Below are 22,885 nucleotides of genomic sequence, written 5' to 3' on the forward strand. Positions count from 1 at the left end.
GTCTCTCCTCAGGTCATCGCCGGGTCGGTCATCGGGCGTAGCGCGGGCCGCGCGGGCCTGGCTTCGGCGAGCTCGGCGCTGAGCCCGGCCACGGTCGGTGCCTGGAACACCGCCCGGACGGAGAGCTCGGCGCCCAGGTCGCTCCGGATCTGGTTGACCAGCTTGGTGACCAGCAACGAGTGACCGCCGAGCGCGAAGAAGTTGTCGTCGATCCCGATCGGCTCGCGGCCCAGCAACTCCGCGAACAGGCCGCACAACACCTCCTCCCGGTGGTCGCGCGGGCCCCGGCCGGCGGGGACGTGCGACGTGGCGGGGTCGGGGAGGGCATCGCGGTCGAGCTTGCCGTTGGGCGTGAGCGGAAGGGCGTCGAGCGGCACGAACGCCGACGGGATCATGTAGTCGGGCAGCTCGTTCATCGCGTGGCGGCGCACCTCGTCGGTGCCGGCGGTGCCAGCGGTGCCGTCGGCGAGGACCAGGTAGGCCACCAGGGCGCCGTCGCGTACGAGCACCGCCGCGGTCCTGACCAGCGGGCTCTCGCCCAGGATCGCGGCGATCTCACCGGGCTCGATCCGGAACCCGCGCACCTTCACCTGGTCGTCGGCCCGGCCGAAGAACTCCAGCACGCCGTCGCGAGTCCAGCGGGCGAGGTCGCCGGTGCGGTACATGCGTTCGCCGGGAGCGCCGAACGGGTCGGCGACGAACCGTCCGGCGGTCAGATCCGGGCGGTGCCGGTAGCCGCGCGCCACCTGCGCACCGGCCACGTACAGCGCGCCCGGGACACCGAGGGGGACCGGGCGGAGCCACTCGTCCAGCACGTAGGTCCGGGTGCCCGGCAGCGGGCGTCCGAGGATCGGCCGGGCGCCGCCGATCCGGGCGGTCACCGAGTCGACGGTGCATTCGGTGGGGCCGTAGAAGTTCCAGGCCGTGAGGCCGCCGGTCCCGGCGACCCGTTCCCACAGCCCGGCTCCCACCGCCTCGCCGCCCAGGATCAGCACTGATGGCCGGTCCGGCCCGTCGAGGAGGCCCTCCTCGGCGAGCTGCTCGGCGTACGAGGGGGTCACGTTGACGACGTCCGCTCGGCGCCGGCGGACGTAGCCGACGAGCGCGCGTGCGTCGCGGCGGACGTCGTCGTCCAGTACGTGCAGTTCGTGACCCGCCGGCAGGCTCAGGACCATGTCCCAGGAGGCGTCGAACGACAGCGCGGTCACCAGGGTCGCCCTGAGCCGCCGTCCGGCCTCCCGGGCCGCGGGCTCGAAGATCTCGCCGTGCAGGAACGCGTAGAGGTTCGCCAGGCCCTGATGAGTGGCGACCACGCCCTTGGGGCGGCCCGTCGAGCCGGAGGTGTAGATCATGTACGCCGGGTCCGCCGGCGTGAGCGGGCCGCGGCGCTCGGCCGCGCCGACCGGGCCGTCCGCCGACCCCGCCAGCTCGGCCTCCGCGTCCGCCGAGCCCAGCGCCAGCCGCCGGACGCCGACGTCGGCCTGTTCCGCGAGCCCGGCCGTGGTGATCACCAGCATCGGCGCCGCGTCCGCCATCATGGACCGCACCCGCTCCGGGGGAGAGGACGCGTCCACCGGCACGTACATCGCTCCGGCCGTCAGCACGGCCAGCAGCGCGACCACGGAGTCCGCCGATCGCGGCAACAACACCGCCACGGGGTCCCCGGGCCCGGCGCCCGCCGCGATCAGCCATCGGGCCAGCCGGTTCACCCGTCCGGCCAGCTCGCCGAACGAGAGCTCGACGTCCCCGCACACCAGGGCGGTCAGTTCCGGCTCCGCCGCCGCTCGCGCGGCGAACAGCTCCGGCACCAGGTCGGGCCCGGTCGTCGCCGGCCCGCCCCGCCCCAGGTCCAGCAGCGTCCGCCGTTCCCCGGCCGTCAGCACGTCGAGCCGGCCGACCGGAACGTCCGGCGCCGCCACGGCCGCCGCCAGCACCCGTACCAGCCCTCCGGCCAGCGCTTCGGCGCTCTCCCGGTCGAACAGGTCGAGCGCGTACTCGAGGTCGCCGGTCAGGCCGGCGGGCAGGCCGCCGGGACCGTGCTCCTCGGTCAGGGTGAAGGAGAGGTCGACCTTGGCGGTCGGCGTGCGCACCGCCTCCAGTTCCGCGTCCAGCCCGGGGATCAGGTCCGCCGCGCGCGGCGCGTTCTGCAACGTCAGCATGACCTGGAAGAGGGGGTTGCGGGCCGGTGACCGCTCCGGGTTGAGGTGTTCGACCACCATCTCGAACGGCGCGTCCTGGTTCTCCAGGGCCGCCAGCGCCCGCTCGCGGACCCGGCCCAGCACCTCCGCGAAACCCGGGTCGCCGGAGAGGTCCGTGCGCACGACCACCGTGTTGATGAAGAACCCGACCAGATCGTCCAGGGCCTCGTCGGTGCGCCCGGCCAGCGGTGACCCGACCGGGACGTCCCGACCGGCGCCCCATCTGCTCAGCAGTACGGCCAGCGCGGCGTGCAGCACCATGAACATCGTCGCCTCGTTCGCCTGCGCCAGGCCGGCGAGACCGGCGTGCAGGTCGGCGCCCACCGTCAGCGGCGCGATACCGCCGCGGTACGTGGCGGCCGGGGGCCTGGGCCGGTCGGCGGGCAGGGCGAGGCACTCGGGCGCGCCTTCCAGTTCCCCGGCCCAGAACGCGAGCTGCTCGGCGAGCACGCTGCCGGGGTCGTCGGCCCGGCCGAGGAACTCGGCCTGCCACAACGAGTAGTCCACGTAGTCGACGGGGAGCGGCTCCCAGCCCGGCTCCCGCCCCTCGCATCGCGCCTGGTAGGCGCGTCCGACGTCACGCAGCAGCGGACCCGTCGACCAGCCGTCCCCGGCGATGTGATGAGCCACGAGCATCAGCACGTGCTCGTCCGGCCCGGCGACGAGCAACGTCGCTCGGAACGGCGGCCGGTCGGTGGTGAGGTCGAAGACGTGGTTCGCCGCCCGGTGCATCGCCTCCGCCAGGCCATCGGGCCCGGGCTCGGCGATCTCCAGGCGCGGGCCGGCGCGGTCGATGTCCAGGACCTGCTGGTACGGCTCCCCCTCGACGTTCGGGAACACCGTGCGCAGGGGCTCGTGCCGGCCGATGACGTCCCTGATGGCCGCCGCCATCGCCGCGCGGTCCAGAGGGCCCCGCAGCCGCAGCGCTCCGGCCATGTTGTAGGTCGTGCCGGAGCCTTCCAACCTGTTCAGGAACCACAGCCGGCGCTGCGCGAAGGACAGCGGGATCATCGTGTCTCCTCAAGTCCTCGCCGGACGGCTCATCCGGCGTAGCGCCGGACGGGCGGGCCGGGCGTCCGCGAGCCTGGCGCTGAGCTCGGCCACGGTCGGTGCCTGGAACACCGCCCGGACGGAGAGCTCGGCCCCGAGCTCGGTCCGGATCCGGTTGGTCAGCCGCGTGGCCAGCAGCGAGTGGCCGCCGAGCGCGAAGAAGTCGTCGTCGATCCCGACCGGCTCGCGGCCGAGCAACTCCGCGTACAGGCCGCACAGCACCTCTTCCTGCCTGGTACGCGGAGGCCGGCCGTCCGGGACACGCGAGGCGCCGGGGTCGGGGAGCGCGTCGCGGTCGAGCTTGCCGTTGGGCGTGAGCGGCAGGGCGTCGAGAGTCACGAACGCCGACGGGATCATGTGGTCGGGAAGCCTGGTCAGGGCGTGTCGGCGAAGCTCGCCATCAACGGCGCCGGCATCGAGGTCGCCGCCATCGACGGCGTCGGCGTCGGCGAGCACCAGGTAGGCCACCAGGCCGTCCCCGGGCACCACCGCGGCCTGGCCGACCAGCGGGCTCTCGGTGAGGACGGCGGCTATCTCGCCGGGCTCGATCCGGAATCCGCGCACCTTCACCTGGTCGTCGGCCCGGCCGAGGAATTCCAGGACGCCGTCGCGAGTCCAGCGGGCGAGGTCGCCGGTGCGGTACATCCGCCCGCCCTCCGCCTGGAAGGGGTCGGCCACGAAACGTTCGGCCGTCAGGCCCGCCTTGCCCCAGTACCCGCGGGCCACCTGCGGGCCGGCCAGGTACAGCGCGCCCGGGACCCCTGCCGGGACGGGGCGCAGCCACTCGTCCAGGACGTACACCTGCGTGCCCGGCACCGGACGGCCGATCACCGGCCGGTCACCGCTCACGCGGGCGACCACCGAGTCCACCGTGCATTCGGTGGGGCCGTAGAAGTTCCAGCCCGTCAGGTCCTCGGCGCGGGCGACCCGCTCCCACAGCCCGGCCTCCACCGCCTCACCGCCCAGGACCAGCACGGACGGCCCGCCCTGCGCGAGCAGCCCCTCCGCGATGAGCTGCTCGGCATAGGAGGGGGTGACCTCGACGACGTCGATCCGGTGTTCGCGGACATGGCCGACCAGGGCGTGCGCGTCGCGGCGGACGTCGTCGTCCAGCACGTGCAGCTCATGGCCGGCCAGCAGCCACAACACCATGTCCCAGGAGGCGTCGAACGACAGCGCGGCGACCAGGCTCGCCCGCAGCCGCCGTCCGGCCCGCCGCGCCGCCGGCTCGATCACCTCGCCGCACGCGAACGCGAACAGGTTCGCCAGGCCCTGGTGAGTGACGACCACGCCCTTCGGCCGCCCCGTCGATCCGGAGGTGTAGATCATGTACGCCGGGTCCGCCGGCGTGAGCGGGCCGCGGCGCTCCGCCGCGCCGACCGGCCCGTCCGGCACGCCCGCCGGTTCGGCCGCGGCTCCGGGAGCGTCCAGCACCAGCGGCCGCGCACCGGCCGCCCGTCCCGCAGCCGCCGCCCGCTCCGCGGTCGTGATCACCACGTGCGGTGCCGAGTCGGCCAGCATGAACCGCACCCGCTCAGCCGGATAGGACACGTCCACCGGCACGTACATCGCCCCGGCCGCCAGCACCCCCAGCATCGCCACCACCGAGTCGGCCGATCGCGGCAACAACACCGCCACCGGGTCGCCGGGGCCCACGCCCGCGGCGATCAGCCGGCGGGCCGCCCGGTTCACCCGTCCGGCCAGCTCGCCGAACGACACCTCCACGTCGCCGCAGACCACGGCGGTCAGCCCCGGGTCCACCGTCGCCGCCCGCGCCGCGAACAGGTCCGGCAGCAGGTCCGGCCCGGCCATCGCCGGCCTGGCCCGGCCCAGGTCGAGCAACGCCCGCCGTTCCTCGGCGGCCAGCACCTGGACCCGGCTCACCGGGACGTCAGGCGCCGCCGCCACCGCTTCCAGAACCCGCACCAGCCGCGCCGCCAGTTCCTCCGCGCGCTCCCGATCGAACAGGGCGGGCCGGTGCTCGACGTCCATGTCGATCACGTCGCCCGACGCCTGCACGGCGATGCTCAGCGTGTAGTCGGTCCTGACGTCGGTCCGCACGTCGGACATCGGGAAACCGCCCGTCGTGCCGGCCCCGGGGAAGTTCTGGAACGACAGGTGGGCGTCGTACAGCTCCGGCCGTCCCACCGCACGCCGGATGTCGACGAGGCCGAGGTGGTGGTGGGGGATCAGCCGTGCCTGCTCGGCCTGGATCCGCGCCAGCATGGCGGCGACCGTCTCGGACCGGGTCAGGTCCTGGCGGACCCGGACCGGCACCGTGTTGAGGAACATCCCCGCCATGTTCTGGATGCCCGGCACCTCCGGGGAACGGCCGGTGACCGTTCCTCCGAACACGACGTCGCTCTGGCCGGTGGCGGTGCCCAGGGCGAGCCCCATCGCCGTCTGGAAGACGGTGTTCATCGTCAGGCCGCGGCCGCGGGTGAGGGCCTGCAGCTTCGTGACCAGGCCGGCGGGAATCCGGACGCCGAACCGTTCGCTGTCGGCCAGCCATCGTTCGGGCCCGGACGGCGCCAGCATGGTCGGGCCCGCCAGACCGGCGAGCGAGATCCGCCACGCCTCCTCCGCCGCGGCGCGGTCCTGCTTCGCGAGCCATCGGTAGTAGTCCTCGTAGGGCGGCGGCTCCGGCAGGCCGGAGGCGTCCCCGCCCTGTTCGTAGAGCCGCGCCAGCTCGCCCAGCAGCAGCCAGGAGGACCATCCGTCCAGCACGGCGTGATAGGTGCAGAGGATGAAGCGGTGCCGGTCCGGCGCCAGCCGCACCAGCACGAAACGGGTCAGCGGCGGCTTCGCGAGGTCGAACCGCTCCGACCGGGTCTCCCGTTCCAGCCGTTCCAGCCGCTCGGCGCGTTCGGGCTCGGGAAGGCCGGACAGGTCGACCTGCCGCCAGAGCAGCGGCACCTCCCGGAGGACGACCTGGACGGTCTGGCCGTTGCGGTCCCGGCGGAAGCAGGCTCGCATGCACTGGTGCCTGGCCAGCAACCGCGCACAGGCGGACCGCAGCGCCGTGACGTCCAGCGGCCCGGACAACAGGGCCGACAGGTACATGTTGTAGAGACCCGGGCCGGCCTCGTCGAACTCGGCGTGGAACAGCTGCCCTTCCTGCAGGGGAGTCAGCGGCAGGACGCACTCGATGCCGGAGCGGCTCACGTGATCGTCTCCCATTCGGCTTCGGTGCCGGCGCCGTCCTGACCGGCGTCGACGGCCTCGAACTCGCCGAACTCGTCGTCCGCGAAGTCCACCAGCGGCGAATCCGGGAGGCCGGCCGGATCGCCGCTCGCCTCGGTGGCACCGGCGCCGGCCGCGTCCGGGGGAAGGGCGCCGATCACGACGGCGAGCGCCGCGGGGGTCTGGTGGTCGAACAGGTCGCGCACGGTGAGGTCGAGGCCGGCCTCGCGGACGCGCGCCACGACCTGGACCGCCAGCACGCTGTCCCCGCCCGCCTCGAAGAAGCCGTCCTCCGGGCCGACACGATCCACACCGAGGACGTCGGTGATGATCCGGCACAACGTCGCCTCGGCGGCGGCGGTGACGTCGATCATGACGCGTCCGCCGGATGGGGGAGCGGGACGCCGGGCGTGATGTCCGTCCAGTTCGTCGTCACGTAGGCCAGGCACTCGTCCCGCCGGCCGGCGCCGAACACCACCCGCCAGCCGGCCGGCACGTCGATCGCCTCCGGCCACAACGAATGCTGGCCCAGGTGATTGACCAGAACGAGATAGTCCGCTTCCTCGATTTCAAAAGGATCAGCCACGACCGCGCTCCAGAATGGTTGCCTTCGCCTTTGCGGAATACTCGCAGAGGCCTCTGATCACCGGCTGACGTCGTTCTGACGAATGCCCCGCACGGGTGATGTCAGCCGGGCAGCAGCCGCACATCAGCGTCGCCTGGGACATTGGCTTCCATGACGATCCAGGCTGAACTTGAGGCGGCACGTGAGATCATTCGCGAGCACGAGTCGCGGATACGCCGGCTGACGGCCGAGAGGACCGAGCCCATCGCGATCGTGGGTGCCGGCCTCCGCGTGCCGGGAGGCGGCACGACCCTCGGCGGCTTCGCCGAGTACCTCGGCTCGGGGCGGTCGGCGATCGGCCCCATCCCGCCGGACCGGTGGCAGGCCGCCGCGTTCGCCGATGCCGCCGAAGGCGAGGGCCGGGGCCGCATAAGCTCGGCCAGCGGGGGATTCCTGGCGGACGTCGACCTGTTCGACGCCCCGTTCTTCAACATCTCCCCGAAGGAGGCGCGCTGCATTGATCCGCAACAGCGGATCGCCTTGGAAACGTCGTGGGAAGCGTTGGAGAACGCCAATATCGACCCCGCCCGGCTACGCCGGGGAAATGTCGGCGTCTATTTCGGTGCGAGCTCGGCCGACTTCGCCTGGGAGATCGGCGCGCGCGCCACCGAGGACATGGACGGCTACCTCGCGGGCGGGCTGCTGAACGCGGCGGTGGCGGGACGGGTGTCGTACTTCCTGGGCGCGCGCGGCCCGTGCATGTCGGTGGACACCGCCTGCTCGTCGTCGCTGGTCGCCCTGCACCTCGCGGTCAAGGGCCTGCGCGGGCGGGAGTGCGAGATCGCCCTGTGCGGCGGCGTCGGCGTCATTCACCACCCGTACAGCAGCATGCTGCTCTCCGACATGCAGGCGCTGTCGGCCGACGGGCGGTGCAAGACGTTCGACGAGTCCGCCGACGGCTACGGCCGCGCCGAAGGGTGCGGCGTGATCGTGCTCAAGCGGCTGAGCGACGCGCGCCGGGACGGCGACACGATCCTCGCGCTGGTGCGCGGCACCGCGGTGCGGCAGGACGGCGAGAGCGCCGGGTTCACCGCCCCCAACGGCCTCGCGCAGGAGGCGCTCATGCGCGCCGCGCTGGCCGACGCGACGCTCGAACCGGGAGACGTCCAGTACGTGGAGGCCCACGGGACCGGCACGCCGCTCGGCGACCCGATCGAGATGGGCTCGATCGCCGAGGTGTTCGGGGCGTCCCACGACGCTCAGGACCCGCTCCTGGTCGCCTCGCTCAAGACCAACATCGGGCACATGGAGGCCGCGGCCGGCATCGGCGGCGTGCTCAAGACCCTGCTGCAACTGCGCCACGGCACCGTGTACCCGCACCTCAACTTCGACAAGCCCTCCAGCCGCATCGCCTGGGAGACCTGGCCGGTCCGCGTTCCGACGCGGGAGGAGCCGTGGCGGGCCGACGTGCGCCGCGGGCTGGTCAACTCGTTCGGCTTCACCGGAACGATCGCCTCGGCCGTTCTGGAGGAGGCGCCGGAGCCTTCGGCGGCCGAGGCTCCCGGCACCACCGAGGCGTCCGAGGCGGGGGAGGGGCACGTGCTGACCCTCTCCGCCAAGTCGGTCCCGGCGCTCGCCGGACAGATCAGGCGCTACCGGCAGATGCTGGACGGCGAACCCGGCATCGACGTCGCCGGCCTGTGCCACACCGCCAACGTCGGCCGGGCGCACTTCCGGCATCGGGCGTCCGGCGTGGTGACCGGCCACGACGACCTCACCGTCCGGCTCGAGGAACTGCTCGCCACCGTCGAACGGGGCGAACTGCCGGGGCCGGCGTCCCGCAAGGTCGGGTTCCTCTTCTCGGGCCTGGGCGCCCTGCGCCCCGGCATCGGCGCCGCGCTCTACCGGCGGCACGAGGTGTTCGCCGCGGAGCTGGACGCCTGCGACGAGGTCCTGACGCCGCGCGTCGGCCGTCCGGTGAAGGAGATGGTGCTGGGGACGTGCGGAACGGAGGACGCCGAGGCGCTCGGCCTCGCCCGGTACGGGCAGCCCGTGCAGTTCGCCATCGAGTACGCGCTGGCCCGCCTCTGGATGTCGTGGGGCGTCCGGCCGTCCGCCGTCGCGGGCCACAGCATGGGCGAGGTCGCCGCGGGCGCCGTGGCCGGGCTGTTCGGCCTCGCGGACGCCGCCACGCTGATCTCGGCGCGGGCCCGCCTGATGGACTCCGTCCGCACCCCCGGCTGCATGGTGTCCGTGGGCGCCGGCGCGGACGCGGTCGCTCCGCTGCTGGCCGGCCGTCCGGACGTCGCCGTCGCGGCGATCAACGCGCCGCAGCAGTGCGTGATCTCCGGCGGCCGCACGTCCATCGAGGCCGTCACCGCCGACCTGGCCGCCCGGGACATCGACTTCACGCTGCTCGCGGTCTCGCAGGCCTCCCACTCGCCCCTGATGGCCGAGGTGGCCGAGGAGCTGCGGGAGGAGCTCGCCGGCGTCCGGCACCACGAGCCCGAGATCACGCTCGTCTCGACGGTGTCCGGCGAGGTCGCCCGGCAGAACGACTTCGGCGCCGACTACTGGGTGCGGCAGTTCACCGGGCCGGTGAACTTCATGGCCGCCATGCGGGCGCTGGACCGGCGGGGCAAGCACCTGTTCATCGAGGTCAGCCCGTTCGCGACGCTCACCTCGCTGGGCAGGCGCTGCGTTCCGGCCGGACGGCACCTCTGGATGGCCAGCATGCACCCGTCCGACGAGGACGGCCGGGTCATCCTCGAATCGGTCGCCAAGGCCTACGCGGCCGGCCAGCCGATCTCGTGGACCGACTTCCACCGCGGTCGCCGCGGACGGAAGATCGAGCTTCCGACGTACGCGTTCGACCGCAGGCCCTACGGGCTGCCGGGCGGCCCGGCACGGACATCGCCGGCCGGTGGGGCGACGGTCGGCGGGGTGACGGCAGACCGGCCCGTTCCGAACGGCCAGGCGGCCGGCCCGGCCCCGGCCCCGGCCCCGGCCCCGGCAGACGGCGCAGACGGCGCGGACGGCGCGGCCCGTGCGGACGGCACGGTCGTGGAGCCGGCGCCGGCCGCACCGGAGGGCGCCGACCGCGACACGACGATCACCGACGTGATCCGGCGGAAGGTCGCCGCGGTCCTGGAGTTCTCCGATCTCGCCGACGTCGGGGCCGACGTCGACTTCACCGAGCTGGGGATGGACTCGCTGCTCGCGGTCAGGCTGCGCAAGGAGATCTGCGCGGCCCTCTCGGTCTCGTTCGCCACCCCGGAACTCTTCAACAACCCGACGCCCCGGGCGCTCGCCGAATTCCTCGACGAGCAGCACGAGAAGGTGGGATGACGATGGACACGACGACCAACCCGGCGGGCAGGCCCGCCACCACCGCAGGGCGGTGGTTCAGTCCCGCACAGCCGCCGGAGGAGGCCCGGATCCGCCTGTTCCTGATGCCTCACGCCGGCAGCGGAGCGGCCGCCTACCGCGGCTGGAGCCGCTTGCTGCCCGCGGAGATCGGCGCGCAGGCGCTGACACTGCCGGGACGGCAGAGCCGGCGCGCCGAGCCGCTGCCCGCCGACTGGGAGGCGCTCCTCGACGACCTCCACGAGGCGGTGCTGGACACACTGGACGACGACCGTCCGTACGCGTTCTTCGGGCACTGCATCGGTGCCATGTTCGCGTACCGGCTGGCCGTCCGGCTCGAGGCCGACGGCGATCCGCCGCCCTCGCTGCTCGGCATGTCGGGCTGGTCGCCGAAGGGGTTCTTCCAGGCGCCGCCCGGGCACGAGAAGCTCTCGATGGAGGAGTTCAGCGGGCTGTTCCAGGACCTCGGCGCCTTCCCCGAGGAGCTCTGGAACGACCCGGACATGCTGGATCTGGTGATGCCGCCGGTGATCGCGGATTTCCGGATCGCGGTGCAGTACGAGGACGACGGGGCGGTGGTGGAATCCCCGCTGGTGTCGTACGCGGGCCGGTCGGATCCGCTGCTGGTCGAGCCGGGCGCGATGACGGCCTGGACCGGGCGCAGCCGCCGCTATCTGGGGCATCAGGAGTATCCCGGCGACCACTTCTACGTCGGCGAGCACTCCGCGGCCGTCATGTCGGACTTCGCCCGGCGCCTGATGCGGATCATCGACGAGGGCTAGGACCGACGGGAGCCGGAGGGCGGGAGCCGGACGAGCCGTCGTACCCGGTCACGATCGCGCCGGCGGGGGTTCCGGGACAGCTGATCATGACCGGGTACGACGATCGCACCGTGAACCGGCTCAGGCGCGCAGCACCGCGTGATCGGCGCCGAGCCGGAGCGCCGGATCGTGGTTGAGGATCGCGTTGAGGAGATTGCGCAAGGTGATGGTCGGCTCGACTCCGAGCTCGGCGTCGAGCCGTTCGCGCATCCGGCTGTACGAGCTCAGGGCCAGCGCCTGCTGGCCGGACCGGTAGAGCGCGATCATCAGCTGCTCGCAGAAACGTTCGTTCAACGTCGGTGCCTCGACCAGTTCCGACAACATCGGGATGATGTCGGTGTGCCGCCCGCTCCGCAGTTCGAGGTCGAACAACGTTTCCAGGGCCACCAGCCGGGCGGTCTCGTAACGCTGGGCGACCGTCCGGCACAACGATCCCTGGGTCACCAGGCCGAAGGCCCTTCCGCGCCACAACGACAGCGCTTCGCGCAGCGCCTCGGCGGCGGCTCTCGGATCGGTGGTGCCCAGCAGCCGGGCATAGTCGAACTTGCGCATGAACACCTTCGCGTCCACGGTGTCGTCGTCGGTCCGCAGGCAATATCCGGAGTGCTCGACGACGAGCCGGGCGGACCGGCCGCCGCCGGCGACGGTGTCGATTCTCCTGCGCAATCTGCTGATGTGCGCCTGCAGTGCGTTCTCCCAGTGTGGCGGAGGTGAGTCTCCCCACAGTTCCGCGACCAGCGAGTCGGCCGAGACCGGAGTCCCTTCAGCCGCCAGCAATGTCGCGAGCAGCGCTCGTTGAAGTGTCCCGGCTATATTCACAGGACGGTTTGCCGATCGGCATTCCAGCGGCCCGAGGACAAAGAATTCCGTCATGTGAAGCACCCCCTCTGATGTTCGTCGAACGTCCATCACGACAACGGTCATGACGGAAAAACCCCGTTTTCGTGCAGCCGGATCCGGCGACCCGGCCGTGCTCTCTCATCACGCGTCCGCGCGCAACATCCGGCGCAGGACCTTGCCGGTCGGATTGCGGGGGAGGTCGTCCACGAAGTGGAACTGGGTGGGAATCTTGAAGTCGGCGATCCTGCCGCGCAGGAACACCATGAGGTCGCGCGCGGTCGCCCGCCGGTCCCCGTCGAACACGATCACGGCCTTGACCGCCTGTCCCCAGCGCTGGTCGGGCACGCCCACCACCGCGGATTCGGCGACCGCCGGGTGCTCGGCCAGCGCCGCCTCGACCTCGGCCGGGTAGATGTTCTGGCCGGCGACGATGATGGCGTCGTCCAGCCGGTCCAGGACGAACAGGTAGCCCTCGTCGTCCAGGTAACCCGCGTCCGGCATGCACAACCAGCCGTCCACCAGCGCCTTCCTGGTCGCCTCCGGCTGGTTCCAGTACTCGATGAAGTTGCCGGGGTTCCTGGCGTGGATCTGGCCGACCTGGCCCGCCGGGAGGGCCTCCCCGGCGGAGTCCACGATCCTCACCTCGTTGCCCGGGCAGGGCAGCCCGACCGAGCTCAGCCGGGGATTGCCCGGCCGGTGCTCCGCCGGCGGCAGGCACGTCACCCCGCTGCCCGACTCCGCCGCCGCGTACATCTGCGCGAGATCGCAGTCCAGCCGCTCCATGCACTGGGCGAGCAGCGACGGCGCGATCGCCGACCCTCCGTAGGTCACCTTGCGCAGTGACCTGAACGCCTCCCTCGTGGCGTCCGGCTCGGCCAGCATCATCCGCAACATCGCCGGGGCGGCGAACACGATGGTGACCCCGTCCTCGCGGATGCGCTCCACCGCCTCCTCGGCGACGAACATCCGCATGACCACGTTCGTGCAGCCGGCGGCGAACCCGAACATGAACCAGCCCATGCCCGCCGAGTGCAGGCCGGAGAAGCAGCTCATGGACCGGTCCCCGGGGTAGTAGTCGAACCAGTCGACCCCCGCCCGTTCCATCTCCTCGACGAGGGTGAAGTACGCGCGGTGCGCGAGCACGACGCCCTTGGGCAGGCCCGTCGTCCCGCTCGTGTACATCTGCACCACGGCGTCGTCACGGCCGGTGCCGGGGTCGAGGTCGGCGTCGGGATGACCGGCCCGCCACTCCAGGAAGCCGCCCGCCGGCGACTCGGGCGTGTCCATCTCGACGACCGTTCCCGGCAGGACCGCCTGGAGCCGGTCCGCGACGGGCCGGAACCCGCGCTCGATGAACAGCAGTTCGGCCTTCGAGTCGCGCAGCACGTGATCGACCTCGCGCGCGGTCAGCCGCCAGTTGATCGGTACGAGCACGGTCCCGCTCTTGGCGCAGCCGAGCGCGATCTCGAAATAGTGTTCTGACTCGCGGCCGAGGTAGGCGACCCGGGCTCCCGCGCGGAGCCCCTCGGCCAGCAGGGCGTGCGCGGTCTGGTTGCTGCGGCGATGCAGCTCGGCATAGGTCACTTCACGGCCTTCGCACACGATGGCCAGGTGGTCGGGCCGCCGCCGGGCATGCTCGGCGGAGCGGGCGGTGAGCGTCTGCGCGTTGTTCATGGCCTGGCGTCCCTTTCATCCGCCGCAGCGGTTCGTCGGAGCACAACTGTTCGGGAAGGGGCCATGTGCTGCTCCTCAGTCTGTCGGCACTGACAGAGAGCCGAAGAGGTCGGCCAGAACCTCGTCGGCCAGATAGGAAATGAGGCGTTCCATGGTCGGGCTGTTGAAGAACACATTGGTGCTGACCCGGCAGCCGAGCTGCGCTTCGAGGCGTTCCTTGATCTCGGTGAGCCGCAGCGAGGTGAAGCCGAGCTCGAAGTAGCTCATATCGAACGGCAGGTCCTCGTCGTCCGCGATCATCAGGGTCGTCCTGAACTCCGTGACGACGATTTCCTCGAGCCCCTCGCGTCGTTCGGACAGGGGCAGCTCGTGCAGCCGCTCGATCGCCAGCATATTCTCTACCGATTTCCTTCTCGCGCACGGGAAACTGCTGAGCATATGCTCGGTTGCCAGGCGGGGGAGCGAGCAGCCCCGTAGGGCCAGGTCGCCATCTAGATGAAATTTAACCTGAGTTGCTGACACTGTCCTGACGTCGCATTGAGTCCTCCTCCCGCAATGGTGGAACGTGCCGAATCGGACCGATCGATGAATGGCATTCCAGATGGGCGTGCCGATGGCACGCGTGAACGGCTGAAGGCTTTGTTCGCGCGTCGCGGGGCGCGGGGTGGTGCGAGGCTGCCCTTAGTGACAGTCCGTCCTGTGTGACCCCTCCGTCTTATCCGCGACTACTCATCGCCCCACCTCTGGTGCGGCCTTCCAGAACGCCGGCCCGGCCCGTTCGATCCGGCGATGCGAAGATCGTTGACGATCCCGCAGGCGGCAGGGCGACGGCTTCTCATGTAGTCGCTCACGGACGCCGTCCTTGTTCGGTTCGACGCCGGCTTCTCTGTGGCCGATTACGGCCGCCCCGGTCTGACTCGGCCACCGCCCCCGGATGTCCCCGTGGTTGATGTTCATGGGAAAGATTCGCCTGGCGTCCATGTCCGGATGAAACAACTTCCCGAACGTTCACCACCAGGACCAAATCCGCGCCCGCACAACGCAGAACCGCCCTCCGACAGGGCGGACGATCGGCCTGTCGGAGGGCGGCGGGAAGGGCTCGGAGGGCTCAGAGGGCGCTGCGGGCGGCGCCGCGCAGCGCGTGGTTGCCGTCGCAGAACGGCTTGAGGGCGGACAGGCCGCACCTGCAGAGCGCGATGGTCTCCCGTCCGGGGTCGATCTCCTCGCGGTCCTTGTCCTGGAGCCTGTAGGCGCCCCGGATGACGGCCGGTCCGTTCTCGTAGACGGTGATCTCGACCGGCGGCTGCTCGTCCGACATGATCTGCTCCTTCTCTCTCAGACCGTGGCGAGCGCGCGCAGCGACGTGCCCTCGGCCGCCCACGCCTCGACGATCGAGCCCGCGAACAGGCCCCGGATGTTGAGCGTGGCCAGCGCGCCGATGACGAGGCGCTCCCATTCGGCCGGGTAGTCGGCCACGAACGCGCCGCACATGTCGTGGGCGGCCAGCTGCTCGTGCACGGCGTCGGCGAGGATGTGCTCGTCGTAGAACCAGCGCGCCTTCTTCGACCCGCCGACCCGGGCCAGGCCTTCGCTGAAGCGGCGGTTGATGAACGACGAGCCGATCTCGGTCGCCGCGAGGTTGCCGAGAATCCCCCCGCGCCAGCGGTGGTGCAGGCCGAACATCGACCTGAGGGTGTGGATGCTGAGCGAGGCGGCCGGGATCTGGTCGATGTAGGCCCCGTACTCCGGGTCGAGGTCCAGCTCGGTCATCAGGATCGCGTACAAATCGGAATGGCTGCGGCCCGGCATCCCGCCGCCGTACTCGTCGGCCTGGATCTCGATCAGCGCGCTCTTGGCGCGGCCGGTCACCCGCGGGATGGCCCACGTGTGGGCGTCGGCCTCGTGCAGGCCGTCGATCGACCGGTGGATCACCATTTCCTTGAACTGCCCGAGGGTCGCGTTCTGGTGCATGAACTTCAGCAGTCCGGCCGGGGTCGAGGGGCCGCAGAGGTCCATCAGGAACGCGGGCACCTGCTCCGGGCTCAGGTCCTCCGGCATCCGCACGTCGGCGAGGAGGTCCCGCTCGAACACGGCCTCCAGGGCGCCGCGCACGGCCAGCAGCGACGGCTGCCACTCCCACCCCTCGTCGACGCCCTCGAAGCCGTCGTAGGCGAGCCCGTAGCAGGTCCACAGGCTGATCTGGACGTCCTCATCGGACCTGGCGTCGGCGGTGGTCTCCGGGAGCGCGTCGACCAGTTCGGTGAGCCGGGACGGCACCGGCCCGGGTTCGCCTGACAGGCAGGCGAACAGCGCGGTGCTGACGGGTCCTCGGGGCGCGGGCAGCCGCATGGCGTTCTCCGATCTGATGGGCCGGCACGGTGGCGCGCTCTGGTGCGGGCCTTGAGCACCGTCATGACGCTCAATATGCCAACCGTTGTTGACATGTGGCTGGCAGAGAGCTGACGCATGGCACCGGCCGGCCCCGCGGTCACCGGACGGGGCCGCGGGATGTCAGGTGAGCCAGGCGTCGGGGGCCGCCCCGCCCCGGCCGATCGGCGGGAACAACTCCTCCAGGAGGGCCGTCTCCCTGTCCGACAGCGGCGACTCCAGCGCCTGCAGCGCGTCCTTGACATGGCTGGGCGTGCGCGGCCCGATGACCGTGGACGTCACCCCGGGCCGGGCCATCACCCAGGCGAGGCCGACCTCCGCCGGGTCGCGTCCGAAGTCCGCGCACAACCGCTCGTACCGCTCGATCGTGCCGCGCATCCTCTCCAGCACCGCCGCGGACCGCCCCTGCCCCGACTTGACCGCACGGCCCTCGGCGGTCTTGCGCAGCACACCGCTCAGCAGCCCGCCGTGCAGCGGTGACCAGGGCAGGACGGCCACGCCGTACGCGCGCGCAGCGGGCAGCAGTTCCAGCTCCGGATGGCGCACGGTGAGGTTGTAGAGGCACTGCTCGGACACCACGCCCAGGAAGTTCCGCGCGTTCGCCGCCTCCTGCGCCGCGGCGAGGTTCCAGCCGGCGAAGTTGGACGAGCCGACGTAGCGCACCTTGCCCTGCTGCACCAGGAGCTCCATGGCCTGCCACACCTCGTCCCAGCCGGCGTCCCGGTCGACGTGGTGCATCTGGTACAGATCGATCCATTCGGTGCCCAGGCGGCGCAGCGACGCCTCGCAGGCCGCGACGATGTGACGCGCGGACAGCCCCTGCTCGTTGATGCCCTCGCGCATCGCGTTGCCGACCTTGGTGGCCAGCACCACCCCGTCGCGGAGCGAGGGGCGGGACGCCAGCCACCTGCCGATGACCTCCTCGGTGTACCCCTTGTACTCGCGCCAGCCGTAGATGTTCGCGGTGTCGACGAAGTTGATCCCGCTGTCGACCGCGTAGTCCAGCAACTCCCGTGCCTCGGGCTCCTCCACCCGTCCCCCGAAGTTGACCGTGCCCAGACAGACACGGCTGACCCGCAGCGCGGTACGGCCCAACCGCGTGTGGAGCCGGTCGTCACCGCTAGTGCTCATCGGTCGCCTCCGTGAACAGGGAACGCCAGCAGGCAGCACGCTCCAGATCTCCATGGTCGTGCCGGCCGGCCGGGTACCGCCGGCGGGTCCTGCGTCTCCACCTGGAGGCCCTCCACGGAGAAGAGGCGGTCGTTCTCGTGGGCGATGAAGCCTGTGTCCTCGTACCGATTCAGCCGTACCGTCCCGGCGAAGGTACCCACGCCCCCTCGCGCCTCCCTCACACTTCACTCGAATCCCGCTCCCCCTCCGCCGCTTCCCTCGCCGGTGGTGCATGACGACGGAGCATCGCCTCCCGGCAGCGGCGGCGCCGGAAGACTTTCTGGAATGAACGGCCTTCCCCGGCCCATCACCGGCCGGCCGCGCGCATACTGGAAGTTGATGAAGCAACCACGCGCGCCACGAAAACACCTGCCGACCAGTCCCTTCAGCCCGCCGGTCGCCCCCGTCATCGAGCAGTACGCGCTGGACGACCGGGTGACCCACGACAAGTACGGCCTCGGAAGGATCATCGGAGTCGAGCAGAACGTCGCCGTGATCGTCGACTTCGGCCAGCAGAAGGTTCACATCAAGGCTCCGTACCCCAAGCTCTCCAAGCTCTGACCACGTCATGGCCCGAACCCGCCCGGCGACCGGAGGCGCCGCGGCGAGTATCGGCGGCCGGCCGAACGCGAGCCCGTTGAAGCTGATGTGCGGGCTCGGGTCAGTCGTTCCAGAGCTCCCCGCCGCCGCCTCCGCGATAGTCGGCGCCCCCGGTGGCCGTTGTCCGCACGCACTGGGCGAAGTACCGGTTGTAGAGGCCGGGGATGGTTGCCCGCTGTGTGGGGAACAGCCGGGTCGCGCTGACCACGCCGACGTTGACCCAGGTGTCCACGTCGTACACCCGGCAGGTCACCGCGCCGCTCGGGGGGATGTCCGCCGGGTAGTAGCCGTACCTGGCCGTGACCGTGATCTGATGCAGGTTGGTCGTGCCGAGGACACCGGTCGCGCAGTAGTACGAGCCCGCGTACCGCGGGATGTTGCACGAGACGGATGACGCGGACGCGGGTGTCGCGGTCGCCACGAGGGTGGTGAGCAGTACCGCCGCCGTCACGGCGGACGCTGCGAGTGTGCTGCCTGGCTTGCGTGGCACTTGTCCTCCTCCGTCGGCGCACGGTTCGCTGATCCCTGCCTGGGAGGCCCGGCAGGGGGCAGTACGAGTGCGCATACGAGTGCGCAGCGGTTGGACTCGATACAACGCCGAAACGCGGTCGACCGCACCAGCCCTGGCCTGAGGCGGCCATGGGGCCCGTGGTTCTCCGGTCGACCAGCACCAACTCACCGCTCAACCTGCTCAAACAGATCACGCGGAGGTCATCTCTCACACCGCTCCGCTGGACGTGACCGTCGTGCGGTGTAGATCGCCTCAGGGAGGTTGGTTGGGTGGCGGCCCGTGGGGCTGTGGCCGAGGGGGGTGCTGGTCGACTTCGGCCACGGGTTGCCGGGACGGGTTCGCGCCGCCGTCGGCTTTGGCGCGTTCCCCTCCGTGGATCACCAGGGCCCAGGTGAGGCAGGCGAAGGCGGCGACGTTGGTCAGGGTGCGGACGATGTGCCAGGTCATCCACGTGCTCTCGAAGTCGGCGCGCACGGCGGCGAGGTCCTTGATGCGCGCCGGGTCGCCGGCTTTGTCGATCTGATCGTTGAGCGGGACGTTGGCGGCGAAGGTGATGACGAGCGTCACCAGGTACAGCGCGGTCCCGGCGACGATCCACGGGAGGGCGTCCCGGCCGTGCCCGCGCCAGGCGAGGTACGCGGCCAGCCCGCAGAACAGGATCGCGCCCAGGAAGGTGAGGAAGAACCAGCCGTTCTGGATGGCTCGGTTGAGCTGCTGGATGCCCTCGACGAAGGTGCGGTCGCTGCTGCGGCTCATTCCGGGCAGGACGGTGTAGGCCCAGTCGGCCATCAGCCCGGCGATCATGCCGGTCGTGAGCGTCGCGGCGATCAGCGAGACGGTGGACAGGTTCTTCACGATCACTGCCCGTTCCAGACGCCCGTCGCGGCGGTGCGCCGCGCGAAGTCGGCGAAGCCGGTGGGCGGGCGGCCGAGGACCCGCTGGACGCCGTCGGTCGGATGGGCGTTGCGGCCGTCCAGGACGGTGGTGAACAGATAGGTCAGGAACTCGACCACGTCACCCGGCAGGTCCCGGTAGGCCGCGGCCGTGAAGTCGGCGACCGACATCGGGATGTACTGCACTCGCTGCCCGGTGGCGTCGGAGATCGCGGCGACCGCCTCGGCGAACGTCAGCGCCCGCGGTCCGGTCACCTCGTACACCTGGCCCACGTGGCCGTCCTGGGTGAGCGCGGCGACCGCGACGTCGGCGATGTCCTCGACGTCCACGAAGGGCTCGGGCACGTCGCCCGCGGGCAGCGCGACCTCACCCCACCGCACCATGTCCAGCAGGTAGTCCTCGCTGAAGTTCTGCGCGAACCAGCTCGACCGCACCACCGTCAGGTCGGCACCGGACGCCCGTACCCGTTCTTCGGCGGCCAGTGCCTCGTCCTCTCCGCGGCCCGACAGCAGCACCAGCCGCCGGGCGCCGGAGGCGACCGCCGTCTCGGCGAACGCGCCGACCGCGTCCGCCGCCCCTGGAGCGGCCACGTCCGGGTAGTACGCCATGTAGACCGCCTCGGCTCCCTGGAGCGCCGGACCCCAGGTGGTGGGGTTCCCCCAGTCGAACGGCGGCTCGCCCGAACGCGAGCCGATCCGGACGGGCAGCCCGCGTTCCTGGAGCCGCCGGGCCACTCGGCGGCCGGTCTTGCCGGTGCCGCCGAGTACGAGAGTCGTGGGGTTCATAACGGATCACTCCTCGATGAGTGGTCGCGGACCTGCTCAGGTCCGGAAGGGGATGGAGGTACGGGTGGCGCGTCCCGGTCGTGATCCGGCCCGGCCCCCGCGGCGGGCCGGTGCCCCTTGGCGGCGCGTTCACCGCGACCGCGCCGGGGCGCCGCATTGCCGCGCGCTACTCCCGGCGGCGTAGCGGACGAGCCGCCCGGTGGGTGACGACGCGGGCTGCGCCTGGGACGCACGATCGCCGGTATCGCTTGACCCTTCGTGAGCCAAGGAGCGCAGTCATGCAGACGATCCCTCTCAACCGGGCGACGCTGGTCACGGTGGCCGGACTGGCCGTCGGCGCCGTCGGCCTGGTGATCCAGAAGGCGGCCGGGGTGGAGATGCCGCCGGTGCCGCCCGGCCTGATCATCCTGACGCTGGTGGCCGCCCTGCTCGCCGTGACCCGCTGGCGCTGGGTTCTCGTCCTGGCCGTCCTGGCGGCGCTGGCCGAGATACCCGGTTTCGTGGGCAGCGCGATCGACGCCGACACGGCGGGTGAGATCATCGGGGCGCTGGTCCGTGGCGCCGGCGTCACCACCGCCCTCGTCGCGGGTGTCGTGGCGATGGTCATGGCCTTTCGCGCCTCGAAGTCGGCGGCCTGACGACCGTGGTCTCCGCCGTCCCCGTCCACGCCCGTCCCGGGGCGGCGCGGCCCGCACCGGGACGGCCGCGAGCAGCCGCGTGTTCGGCAGGCGTGTTCTCTGGTCCAACGTGTTCTCCCGTCGATCGGCACCGTCGTCGTTTCGTGGGCTTCCTCGCCGGCGCCGTGATGAGTCGAGGATGTCCGCTGAGGCGTTGGGAGGGCGTCCGCGTGGCGGCGGCATCGCGCGTACGTCGAATCGCGTCCGCCGGGTACGCCGAGAGGGGGACGCCTGGCACCGTGGGCCGCCGTATCGTCCCGACGGTGACCGGTGGGGAGCGCCGCTGGCGGGGCTGGACGGGAGAAGGCTGGATATGCCTTCCGTTCGTGGCCGCCGTGCTGATCGCGACCGGGCCGGCCGCGGAGTTCCAGCAGGGCTCGGCCCGCTCACCCGATGCCGCGGGCTACGTGATCGTGACGGCGGCGGCGCTGGTGCTGGCGCTGCGGGGCCGGCCGGGGGTCGCGCTGGCGGCCAACGCGGCGTTGGTCGCGACCTATCTGGCGGCCGGTTACCCGTTCGGCCCGGTGATGCTCACGGTGCCCGTGGCCGTGTACGGGGTGGCCGGCCGCTGGCCGCTGCCGCGCGCCGCCCTGGCGGCCGCCGCCGACCTCGGGGTCCTGATCGTCAGCCTGTTCGCCAAGCGGGTGCGGGACGCGGCGGCCGTGCCCGCTGGTTCGGGCTACTACCCGATGCCCAGGGACACGATCGTGTGGGGATCGATCATCACGGCCGCGCTGGCGGCAGGCGCGGTGTCGCGGGCCCTCCGCCAGGCCGCCACCGGGGTGCACGCCGAGCAGGCCCGCCGCGTGGTCTCGGAGGAGCGGCTGCGCATGGCGCAGGACCTGCACGACTCGATCGGGCACGGGCTCGCGGCCATCGCGATGCAGGCGGGAGTGGCGCTGCACGTTCTCGACCGTGATCCCGAGGAGGCCAGGCAGTCCATGAAGGCGGTGCGGGCCACCAGCCGCGAAGCGCTGGAGAACCTGCGGGCCCAGCTCGACGGGCTGCGGGACACGGGGGCGGCCGCCAGGGCCCCCGCCCCCGGCCTGAACGACCTCGACCGGCTGACCGAACGCGTCCGGGCCGGCGGGGTGACCGTGCACGCCGACATCGCCCCGGGCCTGACCGGCCTGCCCAGCGCCGTCGACGCGGTCGCGTACCGCATCCTGCAGGAGTGCCTGACCAACGTTCTGCGTCACGCCGGTGCCGTGCCGGTGCGGATCCGGATCCGCCGGGACGGCGGCGCGTTGCTGCTGGAGGTGACCAACACCGGCGGCGCCTCCGGGCCCGCCTCACCCGGAAACGGCCTGGGCATCCACGGCCTGCGCGGCCAGGCCGAGGCCCTCGGCGGCACGCTCACCGCCGGCCCGGACCCGGATGGCGGGTTCGTCGTCCGGGCCCGCCTGCCACTGGAGGGGGAGCGGGCATGAGCGCCACGACCCGCGTCGTCGTCATCGACGACCAGGCGCTGATCCGGGTCGGCGTGCGCACGCTGCTGCGCGGCGAACCCGACGCCGAGCTCGTCGGTGAGGCCGCCGACGGAGGTACCGGCCTCCAGGTCGTCCGTGCCCGGAGACCGGACGTGGTGCTGATGGACATCCGGATGCCCGGCCTGGACGGCCTGGCGGCGCTGCGTGAGATCACCGCCGATCCCGCCCTGGCCGAGGTCAGGGTCGTCATGCTCACCACCTTCGGCCTCGAGGAGTACGTGTTCGAGGCACTGCGGCACGGCGCGAGCGGGTTCGTCCTCAAGGACGCCGAGCCCGAGGAACTGCTGCGGGCGATACGGGTCGTCACCGAGGGCGGTTCGCTGCTGTCACCCTCGATCACCCGCAGCGTCATCGCCCAGTTCGCCCGGCAGAGGCCCGGCAAGGCGCCCCACTCGGGCATCAAGCATCTGACCGAGCGGGAACGCGAGGTGGTGTCCTGGGTGACCACCGGAATGTCCAATGACGAGATCGCGGGCCGGCTGACCATCAGCGCCGAGACCGTGCGCACGCACGTCGGCCGAGCGTTGCTCAAACTCGGCGCCCGGGACCGCGCCCAGCTGGTCGTCTTCGCGATGTTGTCCGGCCTCACCCCGCCGGTGGACCCTCCGGGGATGTGAAGCGCGCCCTGAGGGGTGACCGGTCAGGCGACGTCAGCGGGACCGAGCGGTGCGGG

Annotated in this window: 19 protein-coding genes; 6 read left to right on the top strand and 13 right to left on the bottom strand. The window is 71.8% G+C overall.

Going from position 1 to position 22,885, the window contains the following annotated elements:
- Positions 1–8: 8 nt before the first annotated feature.
- From ABZ810_RS21035 to ABZ810_RS21050, 4 genes are read right to left on the bottom strand one after another with little or no spacing between them, the layout of a single operon-like run.
- A complete protein-coding gene (locus ABZ810_RS21035) occupies positions 9–3,209 on the bottom strand; it encodes an amino acid adenylation domain-containing protein (RefSeq protein WP_358405395.1) in 3,201 nt (1,066 codons plus the stop codon).
- A 9-nt stretch (positions 3,210–3,218) separates the two neighbouring features.
- Positions 3,219–6,413 carry an amino acid adenylation domain-containing protein gene (locus ABZ810_RS21040; protein ID WP_358405396.1) on the bottom strand — a complete coding sequence of 1,065 codons (3,195 nt, stop codon included), beginning with the start codon at positions 6,411–6,413 and terminating at the stop codon, positions 3,219–3,221.
- Complete coding sequence (locus tag ABZ810_RS21045) at positions 6,410–6,805, bottom strand: phosphopantetheine-binding protein (RefSeq protein WP_358405399.1); 396 nt, start codon at positions 6,803–6,805, stop codon at positions 6,410–6,412. Before ABZ810_RS21045 ends, ABZ810_RS21040 begins: the two co-directional genes overlap by 4 nt.
- Positions 6,802–7,017, bottom strand: a complete 216-nt coding sequence (locus ABZ810_RS21050) for an MbtH family protein (RefSeq protein WP_358405400.1) — start codon at positions 7,015–7,017, stop codon at positions 6,802–6,804. The genes ABZ810_RS21045 and ABZ810_RS21050 overlap by 4 nt, the downstream gene beginning before the upstream one ends.
- A gap of 150 nt (positions 7,018–7,167) precedes the next feature.
- Here ABZ810_RS21050 and ABZ810_RS21055 point away from each other — a divergent pair, with 150 nt between their 5' ends.
- Both ABZ810_RS21055 and ABZ810_RS21060 read left to right on the top strand, forming a co-directional pair.
- Positions 7,168–10,344: a beta-ketoacyl synthase N-terminal-like domain-containing protein gene (locus ABZ810_RS21055; protein WP_358405402.1), complete on the top strand. Its 3,177-nt coding sequence runs from the start codon at positions 7,168–7,170 to the stop codon at positions 10,342–10,344.
- Positions 10,345–10,346: 2 nt separating this feature from the next.
- Positions 10,347–11,144, top strand: coding sequence for a thioesterase domain-containing protein (locus tag ABZ810_RS21060; protein ID WP_358405403.1), 798 nt, complete (start codon positions 10,347–10,349; stop codon positions 11,142–11,144).
- 120 nt (positions 11,145–11,264) lie between these two features.
- Here ABZ810_RS21060 and ABZ810_RS21065 read toward each other — a convergent pair whose 3' ends face one another.
- From ABZ810_RS21065 to ABZ810_RS21090, 6 genes are all read right to left on the bottom strand, one after another.
- Positions 11,265–12,107 (bottom strand): BTAD domain-containing putative transcriptional regulator, encoded by an 843-nt coding sequence (locus ABZ810_RS21065; RefSeq protein ID WP_358405405.1) that lies wholly within the window; start codon positions 12,105–12,107, stop codon positions 11,265–11,267.
- 57 nt (positions 12,108–12,164) lie between these two features.
- Complete coding sequence (locus ABZ810_RS21070) at positions 12,165–13,697, bottom strand: long-chain-fatty-acid--CoA ligase (protein ID WP_358405408.1); 1,533 nt, start codon at positions 13,695–13,697, stop codon at positions 12,165–12,167.
- 75 nt (positions 13,698–13,772) lie between these two features.
- Entirely contained in the window at positions 13,773–14,090 is a 318-nt protein-coding gene (locus ABZ810_RS21075) for an acyl carrier protein (protein ID WP_358405409.1), read from the bottom strand.
- Between the two features lie 715 nt (positions 14,091–14,805).
- Entirely contained in the window at positions 14,806–15,015 is a 210-nt protein-coding gene (locus ABZ810_RS21080) for a CDGSH iron-sulfur domain-containing protein (RefSeq protein ID WP_358405411.1), read from the bottom strand.
- A gap of 17 nt (positions 15,016–15,032) precedes the next feature.
- The gene (locus ABZ810_RS21085) at positions 15,033–16,046 is read right to left on the bottom strand and encodes an iron-containing redox enzyme family protein (protein ID WP_358405412.1); all 1,014 of its coding nucleotides are present in this window, start codon (positions 16,044–16,046) and stop codon (positions 15,033–15,035) included.
- Between the two features lie 162 nt (positions 16,047–16,208).
- Positions 16,209–17,216 (bottom strand): aldo/keto reductase, encoded by a 1,008-nt coding sequence (locus tag ABZ810_RS21090; protein ID WP_358405415.1) that lies wholly within the window; start codon positions 17,214–17,216, stop codon positions 16,209–16,211.
- A 378-nt stretch (positions 17,217–17,594) separates the two neighbouring features.
- On the opposite strand from ABZ810_RS21090, the gene ABZ810_RS21095 reads away from it, so the two are divergent.
- Positions 17,595–17,816, top strand: a complete 222-nt coding sequence (locus ABZ810_RS21095; RefSeq protein WP_358405417.1) for a hypothetical protein — start codon at positions 17,595–17,597, stop codon at positions 17,814–17,816.
- A gap of 100 nt (positions 17,817–17,916) precedes the next feature.
- Here ABZ810_RS21095 and ABZ810_RS21100 read toward each other — a convergent pair whose 3' ends face one another.
- The 3 genes from ABZ810_RS21100 to ABZ810_RS21110 all read right to left on the bottom strand — a co-directional run bounded on the left by ABZ810_RS21100 (position 17,917) and on the right by ABZ810_RS21110 (position 20,045).
- Positions 17,917–18,345 carry a hypothetical protein gene (locus ABZ810_RS21100; RefSeq protein ID WP_358405418.1) on the bottom strand — a complete coding sequence of 143 codons (429 nt, stop codon included), beginning with the start codon at positions 18,343–18,345 and terminating at the stop codon, positions 17,917–17,919.
- Between the two features lie 273 nt (positions 18,346–18,618).
- Positions 18,619–19,227 (bottom strand): anthrone oxygenase family protein, encoded by a 609-nt coding sequence (locus tag ABZ810_RS21105; RefSeq protein ID WP_358405420.1) that lies wholly within the window; start codon positions 19,225–19,227, stop codon positions 18,619–18,621.
- Complete coding sequence (locus ABZ810_RS21110) at positions 19,224–20,045, bottom strand: NAD(P)H-binding protein (protein ID WP_358405421.1); 822 nt, start codon at positions 20,043–20,045, stop codon at positions 19,224–19,226. Before ABZ810_RS21110 ends, ABZ810_RS21105 begins: the two co-directional genes overlap by 4 nt.
- 278 nt (positions 20,046–20,323) lie before the next feature.
- Between ABZ810_RS21110 and ABZ810_RS21115 the strand changes: the two genes are divergently transcribed.
- From ABZ810_RS21115 to ABZ810_RS21125, 3 genes are all read left to right on the top strand, one after another.
- Positions 20,324–20,683 (top strand): hypothetical protein, encoded by a 360-nt coding sequence (locus ABZ810_RS21115; RefSeq protein WP_358405423.1) that lies wholly within the window; start codon positions 20,324–20,326, stop codon positions 20,681–20,683.
- Between the two features lie 302 nt (positions 20,684–20,985).
- Complete coding sequence (locus tag ABZ810_RS21120; protein WP_358405425.1) at positions 20,986–22,152, top strand: sensor histidine kinase; 1,167 nt, start codon at positions 20,986–20,988, stop codon at positions 22,150–22,152.
- On the top strand, positions 22,149–22,829 hold the full coding sequence (locus ABZ810_RS21125) for a response regulator transcription factor (RefSeq protein ID WP_358405427.1): 681 nt from the start codon (positions 22,149–22,151) through the stop codon (positions 22,827–22,829). The genes ABZ810_RS21120 and ABZ810_RS21125 overlap by 4 nt, the downstream gene beginning before the upstream one ends.
- Positions 22,830–22,885 lie beyond the last annotated feature (56 nt).

Source organism: Spirillospora sp. NPDC047279 (assembly GCF_040643285.1).
GTDB lineage: Bacteria > Actinomycetota > Actinomycetes > Streptosporangiales > Streptosporangiaceae > Spirillospora.

Bases quoted from the DNA above. Each gene is read 5' to 3' on its own strand.
- ABZ810_RS21080 (WP_358405411.1), bottom strand. From the start codon at position 15,015: ATGTCGGACGAGCAGCCGCCGGTCGAGATCACCGTCTACGAGAACGGA.
- ABZ810_RS21075 (WP_358405409.1), bottom strand. From the start codon at position 14,090: ATGCTGGCGATCGAGCGGCTGCACGAGCTGCCCCTGTCCGAACGACGC.
- ABZ810_RS21115 (WP_358405423.1), top strand. From the start codon at position 20,324: ATGCAGACGATCCCTCTCAACCGGGCGACGCTGGTCACGGTGGCCGGA.
- ABZ810_RS21125 (WP_358405427.1), top strand. From the start codon at position 22,149: ATGAGCGCCACGACCCGCGTCGTCGTCATCGACGACCAGGCGCTGATC.
- ABZ810_RS21055 (WP_358405402.1), top strand. From the start codon at position 7,168: ATGACGATCCAGGCTGAACTTGAGGCGGCACGTGAGATCATTCGCGAG.
- ABZ810_RS21060 (WP_358405403.1), top strand. From the start codon at position 10,347: ATGGACACGACGACCAACCCGGCGGGCAGGCCCGCCACCACCGCAGGG.
- ABZ810_RS21070 (WP_358405408.1), bottom strand. From the start codon at position 13,697: ATGAACAACGCGCAGACGCTCACCGCCCGCTCCGCCGAGCATGCCCGG.
- ABZ810_RS21085 (WP_358405412.1), bottom strand. From the start codon at position 16,046: ATGCGGCTGCCCGCGCCCCGAGGACCCGTCAGCACCGCGCTGTTCGCC.
- ABZ810_RS21035 (WP_358405395.1), bottom strand. From the start codon at position 3,209: ATGATCCCGCTGTCCTTCGCGCAGCGCCGGCTGTGGTTCCTGAACAGG.
- ABZ810_RS21095 (WP_358405417.1), top strand. From the start codon at position 17,595: ATGAAGCAACCACGCGCGCCACGAAAACACCTGCCGACCAGTCCCTTC.
- ABZ810_RS21045 (WP_358405399.1), bottom strand. From the start codon at position 6,805: ATGATCGACGTCACCGCCGCCGCCGAGGCGACGTTGTGCCGGATCATC.
- ABZ810_RS21090 (WP_358405415.1), bottom strand. From the start codon at position 17,216: ATGAGCACTAGCGGTGACGACCGGCTCCACACGCGGTTGGGCCGTACC.
- ABZ810_RS21065 (WP_358405405.1), bottom strand. From the start codon at position 12,107: ATGACCGTTGTCGTGATGGACGTTCGACGAACATCAGAGGGGGTGCTT.
- ABZ810_RS21110 (WP_358405421.1), bottom strand. From the start codon at position 20,045: ATGAACCCCACGACTCTCGTACTCGGCGGCACCGGCAAGACCGGCCGC.